The 17001-nt window shown below is 70.6% G+C and carries 14 protein-coding genes; 10 read left to right on the top strand and 4 right to left on the bottom strand.

The features are described 5' to 3' along the window. Nucleotides 1–284: 284 nt before the first annotated feature. From G401_RS0117680 to G401_RS0117665, 4 genes are all read left to right on the top strand, one after another. On the top strand, nt 285–3761 hold the full coding sequence (locus G401_RS0117680) for a discoidin domain-containing protein (protein WP_034591940.1): 3477 nt from the start codon (nt 285–287) through the stop codon (nt 3759–3761). Between the two features lie 237 nt (nt 3762–3998). Beyond that, the gene (locus G401_RS0117675; protein ID WP_245601748.1) at nt 3999–5003 is read left to right on the top strand and encodes a LacI family DNA-binding transcriptional regulator; all 1005 of its coding nucleotides are present in this window, start codon (nt 3999–4001) and stop codon (nt 5001–5003) included. Between the two features lie 61 nt (nt 5004–5064). Then, nucleotides 5065–5484: a protease inhibitor I42 family protein gene (locus G401_RS0117670; protein ID WP_027343556.1), complete on the top strand. Its 420-nt coding sequence runs from the start codon at nt 5065–5067 to the stop codon at nt 5482–5484. Beyond that, the gene (locus tag G401_RS0117665) at nt 5481–6533 is read left to right on the top strand and encodes a hypothetical protein (protein WP_027343555.1); all 1053 of its coding nucleotides are present in this window, start codon (nt 5481–5483) and stop codon (nt 6531–6533) included. The genes G401_RS0117670 and G401_RS0117665 overlap by 4 nt, the downstream gene beginning before the upstream one ends. On the opposite strand, the gene trpS is transcribed toward G401_RS0117665, so the two are convergent. Together trpS and G401_RS0117655 are read right to left on the bottom strand one after the other, a co-directional pair. After that, a complete protein-coding gene (gene trpS / locus G401_RS0117660) occupies nt 6530–7546 on the bottom strand; it encodes a tryptophan--tRNA ligase (protein WP_407636882.1) in 1017 nt (338 codons plus the stop codon). The genes G401_RS0117665 and trpS overlap by 4 nt on opposite strands. Nucleotides 7547–7882: 336 nt before the next feature. Next, a complete protein-coding gene (locus G401_RS0117655) occupies nt 7883–9040 on the bottom strand; it encodes an aminoglycoside phosphotransferase family protein (RefSeq protein ID WP_027343553.1) in 1158 nt (385 codons plus the stop codon). A gap of 182 nt (nt 9041–9222) precedes the next feature. On the opposite strand from G401_RS0117655, the gene G401_RS52865 reads away from it, so the two are divergent. The 3 genes from G401_RS52865 to G401_RS57120 all read left to right on the top strand — a co-directional run bounded on the left by G401_RS52865 (nt 9223) and on the right by G401_RS57120 (nt 11798). Continuing rightward, entirely contained in the window at nt 9223–9708 is a 486-nt protein-coding gene (locus G401_RS52865) for a hypothetical protein (RefSeq protein WP_051366776.1), read from the top strand. Beyond that, complete coding sequence (locus G401_RS0117645; RefSeq protein WP_027343552.1) at nt 9705–10349, top strand: class F sortase; 645 nt, start codon at nt 9705–9707, stop codon at nt 10347–10349. The genes G401_RS52865 and G401_RS0117645 overlap by 4 nt, the downstream gene beginning before the upstream one ends. Before the next feature lie 69 nt (nt 10350–10418). Then, nucleotides 10419–11798, top strand: coding sequence for an exonuclease domain-containing protein (locus G401_RS57120; RefSeq protein ID WP_051366775.1), 1380 nt, complete (start codon nt 10419–10421; stop codon nt 11796–11798). Between the two features lie 24 nt (nt 11799–11822). Here the strand turns inward: G401_RS57120 and G401_RS0117635 are convergent, their stop codons facing one another. Then, a complete protein-coding gene (locus G401_RS0117635) occupies nt 11823–12689 on the bottom strand; it encodes an NAD-dependent epimerase/dehydratase family protein (RefSeq protein WP_027343551.1) in 867 nt (288 codons plus the stop codon). Nucleotides 12690–12803: 114 nt separating this feature from the next. On the opposite strand from G401_RS0117635, the gene G401_RS46430 reads away from it, so the two are divergent. Beyond that, a complete protein-coding gene (locus G401_RS46430; RefSeq protein WP_034592073.1) occupies nt 12804–14054 on the top strand; it encodes a sensor histidine kinase in 1251 nt (416 codons plus the stop codon). 11 nt (nt 14055–14065) lie between these two features. Here G401_RS46430 and G401_RS0117625 read toward each other — a convergent pair whose 3' ends face one another. Continuing rightward, entirely contained in the window at nt 14066–15208 is a 1143-nt protein-coding gene (locus G401_RS0117625; protein ID WP_027343550.1) for a Fic family protein, read from the bottom strand. An 83-nt stretch (nt 15209–15291) separates the two neighbouring features. On the opposite strand from G401_RS0117625, the gene G401_RS0117620 reads away from it, so the two are divergent. Together G401_RS0117620 and G401_RS0117615 are read left to right on the top strand one after the other, a co-directional pair. Continuing rightward, nucleotides 15292–15930, top strand: coding sequence for a response regulator (locus G401_RS0117620; protein ID WP_027343549.1), 639 nt, complete (start codon nt 15292–15294; stop codon nt 15928–15930). A 5-nt stretch (nt 15931–15935) separates the two neighbouring features. Then, nucleotides 15936–16928, top strand: a complete 993-nt coding sequence (locus G401_RS0117615) for an ArsR/SmtB family transcription factor (protein ID WP_027343548.1) — start codon at nt 15936–15938, stop codon at nt 16926–16928. The last annotated feature ends 73 nt before the right edge of the window (nt 16929–17001 follow it).

The following is a 17001-nucleotide window of genomic DNA, read 5'->3' as shown; positions in this document are numbered from 1 at the left end:
CACCCCCGCTGTCAACCCCGCCCTTCTCACCCGCGCCTTCGGCGCCGGCCCCATGATCTGGTTTGGATCAGGGAAATCACCCGAATCTTGGGCCAAGATTACGTGCGAAACCCTGATCCAAACCGGATCTTGGCCAGCACGCGGACCGGATCTTGGCGGGGTCGAGGTTTGTGTTACCGGGGATGCGCTGGTCGGGGTGGGGGTGTCTTGACAGCGGCGTTATTTGGGCGTAACAAACGGAGAGCGCTCTCCAACATTGACTCCCACCCCTGTCAGGAGAACCCATGAATCCCCGTTCCCTGGTCACGCGACTGCGTGGGACCAGACACCGGCGGAGCGCCCTCTCCGCCGCCGTCGCCGCGCTGGTCGCGGCCCTCGCCGTGGTGATCGTGCCCTTCACCTCGGCCACCGCCGCCGACACCCTGCTGTCCCAGGGCCAGCCGGTGACCGCCTCGTCCAGCGAGGGGGCCTCGACCGCCGCGGCGTACGCCGTCGACGGCAACACCACCACCCGCTGGGGGAGCCTGTTCAGCGACCCGCAGTGGATCAGCGTCGACCTCGGCGCGACCGCCACCATCTCGAAGGTCGTCCTGCAGTGGGAGGCGGCGTACGCGACGGGCTTCCAGATCCAGACGTCGGCCGACGGCTCGACGAACTGGCAGACGATCTACTCCACCACGACCGGCACGGGCGGGACGCAGACGCTGACCGTCACCGGCAGCGGCCGCTACGTGCGGATGTACGGCACGGCCCGGGTCGGCGGCTACGGCTACTCGCTGTTCGAGTTCCAGGTCTTCGGCTCGATCGGCTCGACCCCGCCGCCCACGTGCGGCACCACCAACGCGGCGCTGAACAAGCCGTCGTCGGCGTCCTCGGTCGAGGGCGGCAACACGGCGGCGTCCGCGTTCGACGGCAACACCGGTACGCGCTGGGGGAGCGCCTTCGCCGACCCGCAGTGGATCCAGGTGGACCTCGGTTCCGTGCAGAGCATCTGCGGCGTGCAGCTGCAGTGGGAGGCGGCGTACGGCAAGTCGTTCCAGATCCAGGTCTCGAACGACGGCTCCACGAACTGGCAGTCGATCTACACCACCACGACGGGGACGGGTGGTACGCAGAACCTGACCGGCCTGTCCGGCTCGGGCCGCTACGTGCGGATGTACGGCACGGTCCGGGGCACCGGCTACGGCTACTCGCTGTTCGAGTTCCAGGTCTTCCTCGGCGGTACGCCCACGTCGCCGTCGGCCTCGCCGAGCACGCAGCCGTCGACCAGCCCGTCACCGTCCGGCAACTGGACGACGGTGTGGTCGGACGACTTCGCCGGCACCGCCAACACCTCGCCGGCCGCGGCCAACTGGCTGCTGCGTACCGGGACGAGCTACCCGGGCGGGGCGGCCAACTTCGGCACGGGTGAGGTGGAGACCGCCAGTGCCTCGACCGCGAACGTCTACCTCGACGGCGGCGGCAAGCTGAACATCAAGGCGATCCGCGACGGCGCCGGCAACTGGACGTCGGGCCGGATCGAGTCGCAGCGGACGGACTTCGCCGCCAACCCCGGCGAGCAGCTGCGCATCGCGGCCGTCATCCAGCAGCCCAACGTGGCCAACCAGCTCGGCTACTGGCCGGCGTTCCGGGCGACCGGGGCGGCGTACCGGGGCAACTACAACAACTGGCCCTCCGTCGGCGAGACCGACATCATGAGCGGGGTCAACGGGCGCAGCCAGCTGTCCCAGACGCTGCACTGCGGATCGGCCCCGGACGGGCCGTGCGGCGAGTACAACGGGCGTACCAGCGGCCTCGCGACCTGCTCGGGCTGCCAGACCGCCTTCCACGAGTACGCGCAGGTCATCGACCGGACCAAGACGGACGAGGAGATCCGCTGGTACCTCGACGGCGTACAGACCTGGCAGGTACGCGAGTCGCAGGTGGGCGTCGCGGCCTGGGACGCGGCCGTGCACCACGGCTTCTTCCTGCGCCTGGAGCTGCCGATCGGCGGCTCGTACGCCAGCGCGATCGCCGGCAAGACGGTGCCCACGGCCGACACCACGTCGGGCGGGGTCATGAGCGTCGACTCGGTGACCGTGCAGAAGCAGACCGGCGGCACGCCGGCGGCGATGACCGACCCGGCGATCCCGGCCGGCCCGAGCGTCGTCAAGGTGACCGGCACCCAGGGCAACTGGCAGCTGCAGGTCGGCGGCCAGCCGTGGGAGGTACGCGGTCTGACCTACGGCCCGCCGCAGCAGGCGGCCGACGGGTACATGCGTGACCTGAAGAACGCCGGCGTCAACACGATCCGCACCTGGGGCGTGGACGACACGAACACCCCGGCGCTGCTCAACACGGCGGCCCGGTTCGGCCAGAAGGTGATCGTCGGGCACTGGCTCAACCAGGGTGCCGACTACGTCAACGACACCACCTACATGGCGAACACCAAGACCGAGATCATCAACCGCGTCAACGCCCTGAAGAACAACCCGGGCGTGCTGATGTGGGACGTCGGCAACGAGGTCATCCTCACCATGCAGGACCACGGCCTGTCCGCCGCCGAGGTGGAGGCCCGCCGGGTCGGGTACGCCAAGTACGTCAACGACCTCGCGGTGGCGATCCACGCGGCCGACCCCAACCACCCGGTCACCTCGACCGACGCGTGGACCGGGGCCTGGCCGTACTACAAGCAGTACTCGCCCGCGCTCGACCTGCTCGCCGTGAACTCCTACGGCGCGATCACCGGGGTCAAGCAGGCCTGGATCGACGGCGGCTACACCAAGCCGTACATCATCACCGAGGGCGGACCGGCCGGCGAGTGGGAGGTGCCCAACGACGTCAACGGGGTGCCGACCGAGCCGACCGACCTGCAGAAGCGCGACGGGTACACGGCCAGCTGGAACGCGATCAAGGGCCACCCGGGCGTCGCGCTCGGCGGCACCGAGTTCCACTACGGCCTGGAGAACGACTTCGGCGGCATCTGGCTGAACACCTACACCGGCGGCTGGCACCGGCTCGGCTTCTACGCGCTGCAGAAGGCGTACACCGGGGTGGCGGCGGCCAACACGCCGCCGGAGATCACCAGCATGACGCTGTCGAACCAGACGGCGGTCCCCGCGGGCGGCACCTTCACCGTCAACGTCGCGGCCAGCGACCCCAACGGCGACGCCATCCGCTACAACCTGATGTACAGCGACAAGTACATCTCCGGCGGCACCGGCCTGAGCAACGTCACGTTCACCCAGACCGGCAACGGCCAGTTCACCGTCACGGCGCCCCAGCAGCTCGGGGTGTGGAAGATCTACGTGTACGCCTTCGACGGCCACGGCAACGTGGGCATCGAGGAGAAGTCGCTGAAAGTGGTCCCGCCGAGCATCCCGGGCACCAACGTGGCCCTGGGCAAGACGGCCACCGCGTCGACCTACCAGCCGACCGGGACGAACGGTCCCCAGCTGCCCGCGTACGCGGTCGACGGCAACTGGACCACCCGTTGGGCTTCCGAATGGGTACCGACCGCCTGGATTCAGGTGGACCTGGGGGCGGTTACGGCGATCAACCATATCGAGCTAGGTTGGGAAGCCGCGTACGCGACGGCGTACCAGATCCAGGTGTCGAACGACGGCACCAACTGGACGCAGGCGTACGCGACCACCACAGGCGACGGCGGCTTCGACGAGATCAACCTGAACACCTCGGCGAGGTACGTACGGATGAACGGAACCGCGAGAGCGACTACATACGGGTATTCGCTCTGGGAGTTCGGGGTCTACAAGCCCTGATCTCCCCGCGGGCAGGCACCGGGCCATCGGTGCCGGCCCGCACCGAGGGGGTCTCTCGGGCGGGGAGACTCCCTCACCACGGCGGCGGGCGGGTGTGCTACGGGCGGTAGCGCACCTGTCCGCCGCTCCCTTTTCGTCCAAATGTGGGGGAGAGCGCTCTCCGGCTGACGTGCTATAAAAGGCCCTATGGCGAACGAGGCCCCCCACACCCCACCGCGTGCCCCCACTCTGGAGGACGTGGCACAGGTCGCGGGCGTCTCCCGGGCGACCGTCTCGCGCGTCATCAACAACACCCGCAACGTCGACCCGGCCCTGCACGAGACCGTGTGGCAGGCGGTCGAGGCCACCGGCTACGTCCCCAACCGGGCCGCCCGTTCGCTGGTCACCCGGCGTGCGGGGTCCGTCGCGCTGGTCGTCTCCGAGGGTGAGAGCCGCAACGAGGACGACCCGTTCTACAGCCGCTTCCTCGGTGACCCGTTCTTCGGCCGGGTCCTCGGCGGTGTCCTCAGCGTGCTCAACCCGGCCGGTGTCCACGTGCCGCTGACCCTCGTCGGATCCGAGACCGCGCGCACGAAACTGGTGGGCGACCTCCGGCAGGGGCAGCTGGACGGCGTCCTCGTGCTCTCCCTGCATCCGCAGGATCCGCTGCCCCGGCTGCTCACCGAGGCACGCGTACCGGCGGTGCTGTTCGGGCGGCCGGCCGAGCCGATTCCCATCAGCTACGTCGACATCGCCCAGCAGACCGCCTCCAAGCTCGCCTCCGAGCACCTGCTCGCCCGCGGCTGCCGCACCATCGCCGCCATCGCCGGCTCCCTCGACATGCCCGCGGGCCACGACCGCCTGGTCAGCTTCCGCTCCGCGATGGCACAGAACGGGTACGCGTACGTGCCGGCCGTGGAAGGCGGCTTCACCCAGGAAGGCGGCGAGCGGGCGATGACCCGGCTGCTCGCCGAACACCCCGACATCGACGGCGTGTACGCGGCCAACGACGTGATGGCCCAGGGAGCCGTGCACGTGTTGCGGGACAGCGGCCGCCGCGTGCCCGACGACGTCGCCGTGATCGGTTTCGACGACAGTTCGGCCGCGGTCGCCAGCCGGCCGCCGCTGACCACGGTCCGCCAGCCGGTCGAGGACATGGCCGCCGAGATGGCTCGGATGATCATGGGTCAGATCGACCACGCGGGCGCCCGGACGACGTCGGTCATCTTCGAACCTACCCTCGTGGTCCGCCGTTCGGCCTGAAGATGCCCGCCCGGCGCGTGCCCGGTGTGCCTCCTTGACGCGCGGGCGCACACTTTCCGGCATGCGCAGGCTGACTTCGGTTCTTCTCGCCCCGCTGCTCGCCGGGGCGGTCCTCGCCCTCGGCGGCTGTTCGCACGAGACCACGATCTCCTACAAGGACACCACCGCGACCGTCCAGCGTGGAGACGCCCTCGTCATCGACTTCGGCAAGGTGAACGGCTCGATCGGGGATTCCTGGTACATCGTGCAGGACGGGGACGGCCGGGTCCTCGCCGCCGGCGAACGTCAGTACACATCGGACTGTCAGGGCAACGTCGCGGGTTGCGGGGGTTCCCTGAAATACGAGTTCGCGGCCCGGAAGGCGGGCGAGGCCGAACTCGTGTTCCAATACTGCTACCGCTCCGGCCCCGACAACTGCCAGCCGATGCCGGACCGCGGACCGGTCGACCCGGTGCGCGTACACGTTATCGTCCGGACATGAAGCTGCGCTCCCTGCTCGCCGCGGCCGCCCTCACCGCCGCGGCACTCGTCGTCCCGAGTCCCGCGTACGCCGACAGCGGCGATTTCGGTCTCGTCTGGGACGCCGTGCCGACCCTGGCCGACCAGTGGTTCACGGCCGGCGGCCGCTCGGCGCACATCGTGCGGTCGGGCACCGGTTCCTACACCGTGACGCTCCTCGGCCGGGGCAACCCCGGCGGCAACGTCCAGGTGATGGCGGTGACCACCGGCGACGCGTACTGCCAGGCGGGCGGGTGGTATCAGTCCGGAGTGGACGAAGTCTTCACCGTCTACTGCTACACGGGCGCCGGCGTGGCCACCGACATCGGCTGGTCCGCGGATTACGTCTACCGCTCCGGAACCGGCGGCCAGTACGCGTACCTGTGGGCGAACCAGCCGACGAACACCGCGACGTACACGCCGTCCCCGCAGTACGCGTACGACTCGACCGGCGGCACGCCGCAGATCTCCCGCTGGTCGGCCGGGCACTACTGGGTCTACCTGCCGGCCAGCGTCGGACTGGGCTGGGTGACCCCGGAATCGTTCCAGGTCACCGCATACGGCTGGACTCCCGCGCACTGCCAGCTGTCCAGCCCGCTGCACGACGACGGGTGGCAGGAGGTGGCCTGCGACGACACGCACGGCAGCCCGGTCGACGCGTACTTCGACGTGCGGTTCGCGTACCACCGGGCGTTCATCGGGGTGACCGGCGTCCCGTACACCTACGGCTACGTCACCGACGACGCCCGGACGCTGTACGCGTACTCGTCGACGGGACTGACCGGCACCTCGGCGCTCACCACGACGCACACCGCGACCGGGCGCTACACCGTCCGGCTGGCCAAGGTGATGACGAGCGACGAGCCGTTCGCCAACGCGTACGCGACCAACGACATCGCGACGTACTGCTCGGTGGATTCGTGGAGCACCGCCGAGACGACCGAGATCCTGGACGTCTCGTGCCGCTCGGCGGTCACGGGGGCGGCGGCGGACTCGCCGTTCTTCGTCAACTTCACCGCCCTGCACCACTAACGGGCGGCTTTGCGGCGCAGCCGGTTGTAGGTCGACGTCAGCCCCATCGCCCGCCGGACGTCCGCCACCGTCTCCCGGACGACCTCGCGCGTACGCTCCGTGCCCTCGACGATCAACCGGTCGACCAGGCCCGGTTCGGCCTCGAACCGGGCCCGCCGGTCCCGCATCGGATCCAGGAACCGGTTGAGCGCCGCCGCCAGCTTCTCCTTGACCTCCACGTCGCCGACCGTGCCCGCGCGGTAGCGCTCCTTGAGGTCGGCGACCTCGCGGTCGTCGGGGTTGAACGCGTCGTGGTAGACGAAGACCGGGTTGCCCTCGACCGTGCCCGGCACGTCCGCGCGTACACGGTTCGGGTCGGTGTACATGCCCATGATCTTGCGGCGTACCTCGGCGGCGGAGTCCGACAGCAGGATGCTGTTGCCGAGGCTCTTGCTCATCTTGGCCTGCCCGTCGGTCCCGACGAGCGTGGGCACGTCGCCCTGGACCAGGTCCGGCACCGGGAAGACGTCGCCGTAGAGGTGGTTGAACCGGCGGGCGATCTCCCGCGTCACCTCGACGTGCGCCGCGTTGTCCTTGCCCACCGGCACCGCGTGCGCCTTCACGCACAGGATGTCCGCGGCCTGCAGCACCGGGTAGCCCAGCAGGCCGTAAGGCATCTCGTCCTTGCCCGCCGCGCGCGCCATCTCCTTCAGCGACGGCACCCGCTCCAGGCGCGGCACGCTGACGAGGTTCTGCAGCAACGTGTTCAGGTCGCCGACCTCCGGGATCGCCGACTGCAGGTAGAAGGTCGCATGCTCCGGTTCGATCCCGGCCGACAGCATGTCCAGCACCATCGTCCGCGCGTTCGCCGCGGTCGCCTCGATGTCCTCGCGAGCGTTCTTCGTCGTCAGCATGTGCAGGTCCGCGATGATGAAATAACACTTGTACGCCGATTGCAGCCGCACACGATTGGCGATGCTGCCCACATAATGCCCCAGATGCAGCTGCCCCGTAGGCCGATCCCCAGTCAGCATGATCTTCTCGCCAGACATGACTTTCCTTTCCGCGCCCTGATAAAGGCGTACACGAATAGCGCTTTGTCCCAAGGACAGAGCGCTGCCAAGAAGGTGGTTTTAAACCAATGGAAAAGTGGGTGAGAGCCACGGCGTCCGGCCGCCGGGCGCAGGTTCTTCAAGATCCGTCAAGCCCGAAGGGCAGGATCTTGAAGGTTCTACAGCCCGGCTAAAAGGCCGGATGCCCGGTCTCGCCCGAAGGGCGAACCCGGAAGCTCAGCACCATCGCGCGCCGGCGCGGAAACGCAGGCCTTGCGCGCGCAGGATGGACCGGGCTACTCGCATGCCGCCACTGTATCAGGCGAGCCCGGCCGCCTGCGAGAGCCAGAATGGCACGTCTTCGACATGATAAGGCCATTCGCTGAGCTCGATGTTGCGGAGGAATTCCGCGTACACGGCCGCATGGCGGAGCGCGACGACCGGCCGCAGCAGTTCCACCGCGCGCTCCGGTTCGCAGCCGGGCACCGTTTCCCGCCACAGATCCGCCCATTGCCCGATGAGCGCGGCGGTTTCCTCGGGACCGGTACGCTCGGTCAGCCGCAGGATGTCGAAGGCGGGATGGGCGAGCGAGCAGTCGCCCCAGTCCAGGATCGTCAGGTGACCGGCGTCACCGCGGGCGTTGCCGGGGTGCAGGTCGCCGTGCAGGAGCGTCTCGGGCACCCCGCAGCCGGCCACCGCCGCGAACCGCTCCGGAAGCCCGGCGACCAGGTCGGTCAGCCGGGGATCGTCGCCGTGCTCGTCGACGACCGCCGTGATTACCTTGATCAGCTCCGCCGACCGCCGGTCCGGTACGCCGAGCGCCAGCAGTTCGTCGGCGGCGTCGAGGGCGACCCGCTGGATCGGGTGGACGGCGGCGACGATCGCCTCGCGTACGCCGGGTCCGGCCGAGTAGAGATCCTCGCCGGGAATGTCCTCGAGGAGCATCCGGTGGCCGTCGACCGCGACGAGGCGGGGGACGGCCGGGCCGAAGCCCCGGTCGGCCAGCCAGCCGAGCATCGCCGGTTCGTGGCCGAAGAACCCGGGTACTTCCTTGATCCAATAGCGGTGGCCGTCGGCGGTGTCGAGGCGCCAGATGGCCGACAGGTTCCAGGTGCGGATCTGCCGCGCCTCGAACGGGCCGATCACGCCGCGCGCCCAGTCCAGGGTCCGGGCCGGCCCGCCGATCTCCGCGTACGCGGTGCGGCGGGGGTCGGACGTGAGTTCCAGATCCACTGGGGACAGTCCCGGGACCGGTGCCGCCGACTGGGCCAGGTAGCGCACCGCGCCGCCGGGCGGGGCGGGCCGGTCGCCGTCGAGCAGGCGCAGCACGGTCACCTCCGCGCCGTGCAGTTCCCTCGCGCCCGCGACGAGTTGGGCGGACTCCTGCCACCAGGGCAGCTCGACCTCGAAGGGAGGCAGGGCGCCGAGCACCCGTCCGGTGGCATCGGCGAGGACCAGGGTCACGGTACGCGGCACGGCGGCAGCGTACCGGCGCGGCGAGCCGGGCGCACCGGGATTTTCGCGGCGGCCCGGCCGAAGCACGGGAAACCCGCAGGCGCGGTCATATTCGCGAATCGGCCTCAGCACGCGGGATTCTTCTCTACCGTCGGATGTGTCACCTCACTCGGCTCCTGGGCCGCAGCGAAAGGACGCATCCCATGCTGAGCACACGCTTCCGGGCACGGGCCGCCCTCTCGATCGCCGCCCTCGGGACCGCCGCGGTGCTCTGGTCGGCGCCGGCGTACGCGGGCGGGGCGCAGGTCTCGCCGTCACCGGTCAAGGCGGGTGACGAGGTCGACATCGTGGCCCAATGCGACGCGAACGCGACGAGCGCCTCGATCTCGGCCGCGACGCTGGGCGGCGCCTCGAACGTACCGATGCTGGCGTCCACCAAGAACCCCGGCGAGTGGACGGTGACCCTGACGGTGCCGATGAACACGCCGCCGGGAACCTACGACCTCGGCGGCACGTGCCAGACCGGATCGGGCTTCACCGCGACGGTCGTCGTGGCGACCACCACCGGGCCGATGGGCGGCGGCGGCTGGGCGATGAACGGGCCGGACCACCGGCTGCTCGTGCTCGGCATGGCCCTGCTCGGGGCGGCCGGCGCCGGCGGGCTCGCCCTGCTGCGCCGGCGGGCATGACGATCTACCGTACGCGCGCCCGCACCCGCCGCTTCGCCAAGTCCGTGCTGTTCGTGACGGCTGTGGCCGGCGTACTCTGCATCGCCCTGGCGCTGCTGCTGATGCCCAGGCGGCCACCGGCACCGGGTTTCGGCGACGCGCCGGCCGGCTACCTGCGCGACTCGTACGGGCGGCTGCTGACCCGCTCGACGCCGGTCGAGATCCAGATCCCGAAGATCGGCGTGGACGCGCCCGTCGTGCCGACCGGCGTGGCGGACAACGGTTCCATCGAGGTGCCGCCGCTGAGCTCGCCGGGCTTCGCGGGCTGGTACCGCTACGGGCCGAGCCCCGGCGAGGCGGGCAGCGCGATCATCGTCGGCCACGTCGACACCCGGGCGACCGGGCCCGCGGTGTTCTTCTCGATCGGCAGTCTGCGCCGCGGCGACCAGGTCCGCGTCAAGCGCGACGACGGTTCGACCGCCCTGTTCACCGTGGACGGTGCCGAGGTCGTCCCGAAGGACCGGTTCCCCGCCGCGGAGGTCCACAAGGGCGGCCCCGCCGCCCTGCTGCGGCTGATCACCTGCGGCGGCCGCTTCGACTACCAGGCCCGCTCCTACCTGGACAACATCATCGTGTACGCGACGCTCACCGGCCGGAACTGAACCTGTGCGGGAAATGTAGCTGTTCGTCGGATATGCACCACGACCGGCGGGACGTCACGCTAGTGAATCATGCAGGGGCTCTTCGGTTACGGCTACCTCTCCGGCGACGGCATCGCCCTGCCGGACACGCCCTACGTCGTCATCGACCTCGAGACCACGGGTCTCGCCGCCGACGAGGACCGGATCGTCGAGATCGCCATGGGGCGGGTCGAGAACGGCGTACTCGTCGATGAATGGGCGACCCTGATCGATCCGCAGCGTGACCCGGGGCCGACGTTCCTGCACCACATCAGCGCGGGCATGCTCGACGGCGCGCCGACCTTCCGGGAGATCGCGGGGGAGATCCTGGCGCGGCTCGACGGCGCCGTCGTGGTCGCCCACAACGCGGCGTTCGAGGAGGGTTTCCTGCAGGCGGAGCTGGCCCGGATCGGGGTGACGCCGCCGCCGATCCCGGCGCTGTGCACGCTCATCGTGTCCCGGCTGGTGCTCGCCTCGCCGAACTACCGGCTCGCGACCTGCTGCGAGATCACCGGTACGCCGCTCGACGACGCCCACACCGCGCTCGGCGACGTCCGGGCGACCGCGATCCTGCTGCCGAAACTGCTGTCCGGCGGGGCCAGCCCGCGCTACCCGGTCGCCCCGGTGCCGCTGCCGAAGGTGCCGTCGAGCCGCGGCCCGCGTACGCGGGTGACGAACCTGCGCAAGGGCGAGACCGGCTGGATGAGCTCGCTGCTGGCGAAGCTGCCGTACTCGATGGACGACCATGACCCGGTCGGCGCGGAGCCGTATCTGGACGCGCTGGGCGAAGCGCTCGCGGACGGGCGGCTGACCGGCGAGCAGACCCGGCGGCTGGGCCGGCTCGCGGGCCGGGCCGGGATGGGCGCGGCGCAGGTGGCCGGGCTGCACCAGCGTTTCCTGGACGCGCTGCGGGACGCCGCGCTCGGCGACGGGCCGCCGACCGCGTCGGAGTACCGCCAGCTCACCACGGCCGCGCAGCTGCTGAACCTGCCCGACTACTTCGCCGACGTGCTCGCACCCGACGGTGCCGACGTGGTCGAGAAGCGCCGCCGGGGTCCGCGCGTCTGGTGCAGCCCTCGCGTCCCCGCCAAGGTACGCACGCAGCTGGAGGACGCGGGCTACCTGTTCGCGGTGAACATCACCCGCACCGTCGTCGCCGCGGTCGTGGCCGAAGGAGACGAGCGGCAGCCGAAGGCCGTGCGCTCCCAGGAACTCGGCGTACGCGTGCTGACGCCGGAGCGGGCCGCCGAACTGCTGCGCCTGGCCGAGGAGGAACGGGCGCCGCTCGACCTGCCCGCGCCGAGCGCCCCGGCAGGCTGGTACCCGGACCCGACCGGCCGCAACATGTACCGCTACTGGGACGGTACATTGTGGACGGCCCAGGTCTCGCCCGGCTCCGGCGCCATAGTCGCGGATCCGCTCTCCCGCTGACGCCGCTCGCGTACCGCGCCCGTACTAGGGGAGGGGAAGCAGCGGCAGGTCGAGTTCGTGCTCGGCGGTGAAGCCGAGCAGGTCGCGGGCCGGCTGGAGGTCGATCGCCACCGTCCGCCCGGGCAGCTCCGCCCGCCGCTCGACACCGGGATGGAAGCGGTCGAGCAGGTCGGCGGTCGCGTACGGGACCATCGTCCGCGGGGCGGCCACGTAGACGACGTGCGCACCGGGCACCTCGACGCCCAGACCGAGCAGGGCGGCCCGGGCCGCGTCGCGGGTCTCCAGGTAGGACCACATGTCCCGGGCGCCGAGCTCCGGATCGGCGGCGATCCGCGCCGCGAACGCGGGCAGCCGGTCGGCGAAGCCCCCGATGTAGGGATAGCGCAGGGCGACGACGGTCGAGGCGTACCGGCGGGCGACCATCCGGGCGGTCAGCTCGTCGGTCAGCTTGGACAGGGCGTACGGGTCCTCGGCCAGGTCCGGCAGCTCCGGATCGACCGGCAGGTACGCCGGATGCAGCAGCGTACGCGCGAAGGGCAGCCCGGTCGCGCTGTAGCTGCTCGCGATCACCGCGTTGCGTACGCCCGCCCGGCCGGCCTCGTCGAGCACCGTGAACGTGGCGGTCACGTTGCCGCCGAACACTTCCAGCGGCGTACCGTGATGCGGGTCGGGGATCGCGGCGAGATGGATCACACCGTCGACTCCGATGAGCGCGGCGCGTACGAGATCCGGGTCGGCCGCGGTGCCGGCGAAGACCGCCTCGGCGGCCAGGTCGCCGGGGTCCTCGAGGACGAGCGCGTGCGCGGCGACACCGGCCCGCGCCAGCGCGGCCAGTACCGCCCGTCCGATCCGCCCGGCCGCCCCCGTCACGAGCACGCGCGTCACACTCATACGCGGTAGCCTCGCACGTCGGGGCCCGGCCCGGCCGGGGTGGGGTTATCCCCAGGGCGAAGAGGCCAGCGGGCAGGATGGGGTCCGGGCCCGTCGAAATCTAGCGTGGAGCACATGACGATCATCCGCCGGCTCGGCATCGACTTCGCGTACTGCTTCCTGGGGCTACCGCTCGCCGTGGTCAGCTTCGGCATCCTCGTTCCCTTCTTCGCCGCGAGCATCGGCACCCTGGTCGTCTTCGTCGGTATCCCCCTGCTCGCGCTCACCCTGCTCATCGCGCGCGGCTTCGCCGATCTGGAACGCGTACGCCTGGAGCATCTGACGGGCCGGGTGCTGCCGCGCCCGCGCTACCGGCCGGCGCCGGAGGGAGCCGGGTGGTTCCGGAGGGTGACCACCCCGATCCGGCAGGGGCAGGGCTGGCTCGACCTGCTGTACGCGGTCATCAACCTGCCCATCGCGATCATCACGTTCGTGTTCCCGGTGGTGTGGTGGGCGCTGACGCTCGGCGGCCTGACCTACTGGATCTGGGGCCGGTTCATCCCGTACGGCCCGGACCAGCACGACATCGTGCTCGAGAAGCTGATGGGCGCCGACACCGAGCACAACCGCGTGATCTTCTACACCTTCATCGGCGTGTTCGGTCTCCTCACCGTGTACGCCGTCCAGCGCGGCATGGCCGCCCTGCACGGGGCGTTCGCCCAGGCGATGCTGACCCGGCTGGCCCAGCTGCAGGGCCGGATCGAGGACCTCACGACCAGCCGGGCCGCCGCGGTCTCGGCCGAGGCGACGGCGCTGCGCAAACTGGAGCGCGACATCCACGACGGGCCGCAGCAGCGGCTGATCCGGCTGGCCATGGAGCTCTCCCGGGCGCAGAAGCAGCTGCGCGACGACCCGGCGGCCGCCTCGGCGACCCTGGACGACGCCCTCGGCCAGGCCCGCGAGACCCTCGACGAGCTGCGGGCCCTGTCCCGGGGGATCGCGCCGCCGATCCTCACCGACCGCGGCCTGCCCGCCGCGCTGACCACCCTGGCCAGCCGCTCGACGGTGCCGGTGGAACTCGCCGCCGACGTACCCGGCCGGCTGGCTCCGGCGATCGAGAACGCGCTCTACTTCGCGGCGGCCGAGGCGCTGTCCAACGTCGCCAAGCACAGCGGCGCGACCTCCGCCCAGATCACCCTGACCCGCCGCGACGGCAAGATCTACCTGATGGTCACCGACGACGGCGCCGGCGGCGCGCACATCGCCAAGGGGCACGGCATCGCGGGCCTCGCCGACCGGCTCAGCGCGATCGACGGCCAGCTCGCGGTCGATTCGCCGGCGGGCGGTCCGACGGTCGTCATCGCCGAAGTCCCCGAAGCCTCCTGACCGACCATCCGTCAGCCGGCCGGGTACGGCTCGACCGGCGGGGCGGTCAACGCAGCGGTGATCCCGCCGGCGAGCTGTCGAAGCTCGCCGGCGGCCACGTAGTACAGAGCGGTCCCGTATCCGACCGCCTCCACCAGGCCCGCGTGCTCCAGGCTCCGGATGTCCCGGATGGCCTGGTCCCGAGACAGCCCCTCCGCTTCACGGTAGGTGTCCCGACGAAGCTGGTCGGTCGCGGCCGCGTACAGCGCGGACACCGTACGGTCGTGCAGGCCGAGCCGGACGGCCAGCTCTTCGGCCGCCGTCCATACGTCCCGCCCGAGCCGGAGCCGCTTACCCACCAGCTGGGCCTGGAGGTGATGGGCCCGCAGGCAGAACCGCACCCACGTGCCCGCGCTGAGGCGCGGCTGGTAGGAACCCTGGTTCGTCTCGCGCAGGACGCGGTAGTAGTCGAGCGTGTTGATGTCGTGGCCCAGCCACTCCTCAATGGAGCAGAACTCGGGAGACACCCGGCCGCCCCGCGCGATGACCAGCGTCTGAAGACATCGGGACATACGCCCGTTCCCGTCCCGCCAAGGGTGGACCGCCACGAGGTTGAGGTGGGCCATCGCGGCCCGCACGAGCAACGGGGCGTCGAGGTCGCCCTCGTTGAGCCAGTCGGCCAGCTCGCGCATGAGGACCGGGACCTCGTCGGCATCAGGACCGATGTACGCCGGCACGAGTGGATCCGAACCGGTGACGACGATGCCCTTGCGGCGGTACCGGCCCGGTGACTTGTCCTTCCAGAACCTGGTCATCATGAAGTGCAGCGCGGACAGCACCATCTCGCTGTGCACGAAGAAGCCCATGTCGGGCGTCTGCATGACCCAGGTGAGCGCGTCACGGTAGCCGGTGACGGCCTCTCTGGATTCTTCCGGGACGCTCGCCGGAACCGGTGCGCCGCTGACGATCGCGGAGGCGGTGCTCAATTCGACGGTGTAGCCCTCGATCGTGTTCGAGCCGCGGATCGCTCCGGCGACCAGGCGTTTGCGGACGCCGCCGAGCCACTCACCGGCCCGCGATCCGCCCGTGGAGCGGTGGAAGTCGGCGTAGAAATCATCGATCTCGGCCAGAACCCGCTGGTCGTCGGCCGTGAGCGTGGGCGTCGCGTACAGCATGCCTTGATGCTACGACGATCGTGGCATTGTCGCAAACCCGCCATTTTGATCTTGCAGTTTGACGGGTGTCATAGGGTTGGCCGATGCGCATAGTCGTCGCCGACGACGGGGTCCTCCTGCGCGAGGGTCTCGTACGCCTGCTGGCCGAGGCCGGCCACGAGGTCGTCGCGGCCGTCGGGGACGGGCCCTCACTCGTCGCCGCCGTCGCCGAGCACCAGCCGGATCTGTCGGTCGTGGATGTACGCATGCCGCCGTCGCACACCGACGAGGGCCTGCGGGCGGCCGTCGAGATCCGCCGCACCCGGGGGCGTACGCCGATCCTGGTGCTGTCGCAGTACGTGGAGCTCGCCTACGCCGACGATCTGCTGGCCGACGGCGCGGGCGCGATCGGCTACCTGCTCAAGGACGCCGTGGTCGACGTCGACGCGTTCCTGGACGCGCTCGACCGGGTCGCGGGCGGCGCCACGGTGCTCGATCCGCAGGTGGTGGCCCAGCTGATGATGCGCCGCCGCAACGATCCCATCGCGTCGCTCACGCCGCGGGAGCGGGAGGTGCTGGGGCTGATGGCCGAGGGCGCCTCCAACACCGCGATCGCCAAGCAGCTCGTGGTCAGCGACGGTGCGGTCGAGAAGCACGTGACGAACATCTTCACGAAGCTGCAGCTGCCCCAGGACGCCGATCAGCATCGCCGCGTCCTGGCGGTGCTCGCCTACCTGCGGTAGCCGGCATGCTGCGGATCTACTTCACGAGCGACGACATCGCGCGTACGCGCCTCGCGACGGCTCCCGATCCGTTGTGGGAGCTGGTCCTCGCCGTGCACATGCTCCGCGGCCAGCCCGGCGACCTGCTGTACACCGACTGGCGGCGGGCGACGGCCACGGCCGTGCGGCAGACGCCGTTGGGTGGCGGGATGGGCCTGCTGTCGGCGCTCACCCCGACGATGGGCTACTTCCCGGACTTCCTGAACCCGGTGACCCCCGACTTCCGCCTGGAGACCGGCCTGGAGCGGATCCGCCGGACGCCGATCGGCACGCTCGAGCGGGACCTCGACCGACTCGCCGACGCTCTCGGATACGGGGTGCCGTCCGCGATGCGCGCGCTCGCGGCCGGGGAGCCGGACGCGTTGCGGCAGCTGACCGCCACGATGCACGCCTTCTACGACGTGGCCGTCGTGCCGCACCGGCGGGTCGTCGACGCCGCCGTCGAGCACGATCGGCGCCTGCGCATCCGGGCCATGGCCGCCTGCGGTGTCGAGGGCCTGCTCGCCAGCCTCCGGCCGCACATCGAGTATTCGGACGGGGAACTGCGCGTACCGAGCCACCCGGATCAGGAGATCTTCCTCGGTGGACGCGGACTGCTGCTGGTGCCCGCCTACTTCTGCGTCAACCACCCGATGACCATGTTCGACGACGACCTGCCGCCGGTCCTGGTCTACCCCTCGGAGCGCCCGCCCGACCTGCTCGCCGGCCTGCCCGACGGGGCCGCCCGGCGCAACCTCGCCACCCTGCTCGGCGCCACCCGGGCCGCCATCCTCGCCGCGATCGCCGAGGGGCGTACGACCACGGACCTCGCCCGGCGCATCGGCATCTCGGCCGCCTCCGTCAGCGAGCACACCACGATCCTGCGCGACTCCGGCCTCATCTCCAGCCGTCGCGACGGGAATCGCATGGTCCACCATGTCACTCGTCTGGGGACCGCCATCCTCGAAGGAAAATCCTGAAGCAGGCCGCCCAACAAGCAGGCCGCCCAATAAGCAGGCCGCCCAACGATCTTGCGCGAATGTCTCGAATTTC

Source organism: Hamadaea tsunoensis DSM 44101 (assembly GCF_000428945.1).
Taxonomy (GTDB): domain Bacteria; phylum Actinomycetota; class Actinomycetes; order Mycobacteriales; family Micromonosporaceae; genus Hamadaea; species Hamadaea tsunoensis.
The sequence above is the reverse complement of the archived record's forward strand: the minus strand, read 5'-3'. Positions and strand labels throughout refer to the sequence as shown.

Coding starts and splice junctions, on each gene's coding strand:
- G401_RS0117680 (WP_034591940.1), top strand. CDS start 285: ATGAATCCCCGTTCCCTGGTCACGCGACTGCGTGGGACCAGACACCGG.
- G401_RS0117670 (WP_027343556.1), top strand. CDS start 5,065: ATGCGCAGGCTGACTTCGGTTCTTCTCGCCCCGCTGCTCGCCGGGGCG.
- G401_RS0117665 (WP_027343555.1), top strand. CDS start 5,481: ATGAAGCTGCGCTCCCTGCTCGCCGCGGCCGCCCTCACCGCCGCGGCA.
- trpS (WP_407636882.1), bottom strand. CDS start 7,546: ATGCTGACTGGGGATCGGCCTACGGGGCAGCTGCATCTGGGGCATTAT.
- G401_RS52865 (WP_051366776.1), top strand. CDS start 9,223: ATGCTGAGCACACGCTTCCGGGCACGGGCCGCCCTCTCGATCGCCGCC.
- G401_RS0117645 (WP_027343552.1), top strand. CDS start 9,705: ATGACGATCTACCGTACGCGCGCCCGCACCCGCCGCTTCGCCAAGTCC.
- G401_RS57120 (WP_051366775.1), top strand. CDS start 10,419: ATGCAGGGGCTCTTCGGTTACGGCTACCTCTCCGGCGACGGCATCGCC.
- G401_RS0117635 (WP_027343551.1), bottom strand. CDS start 12,689: ATGAGTGTGACGCGCGTGCTCGTGACGGGGGCGGCCGGGCGGATCGGA.
- G401_RS46430 (WP_034592073.1), top strand. CDS start 12,804: ATGACGATCATCCGCCGGCTCGGCATCGACTTCGCGTACTGCTTCCTG.
- G401_RS0117625 (WP_027343550.1), bottom strand. CDS start 15,208: ATGCTGTACGCGACGCCCACGCTCACGGCCGACGACCAGCGGGTTCTG.
- G401_RS0117620 (WP_027343549.1), top strand. CDS start 15,292: ATGCGCATAGTCGTCGCCGACGACGGGGTCCTCCTGCGCGAGGGTCTC.
- G401_RS0117615 (WP_027343548.1), top strand. CDS start 15,936: ATGCTGCGGATCTACTTCACGAGCGACGACATCGCGCGTACGCGCCTC.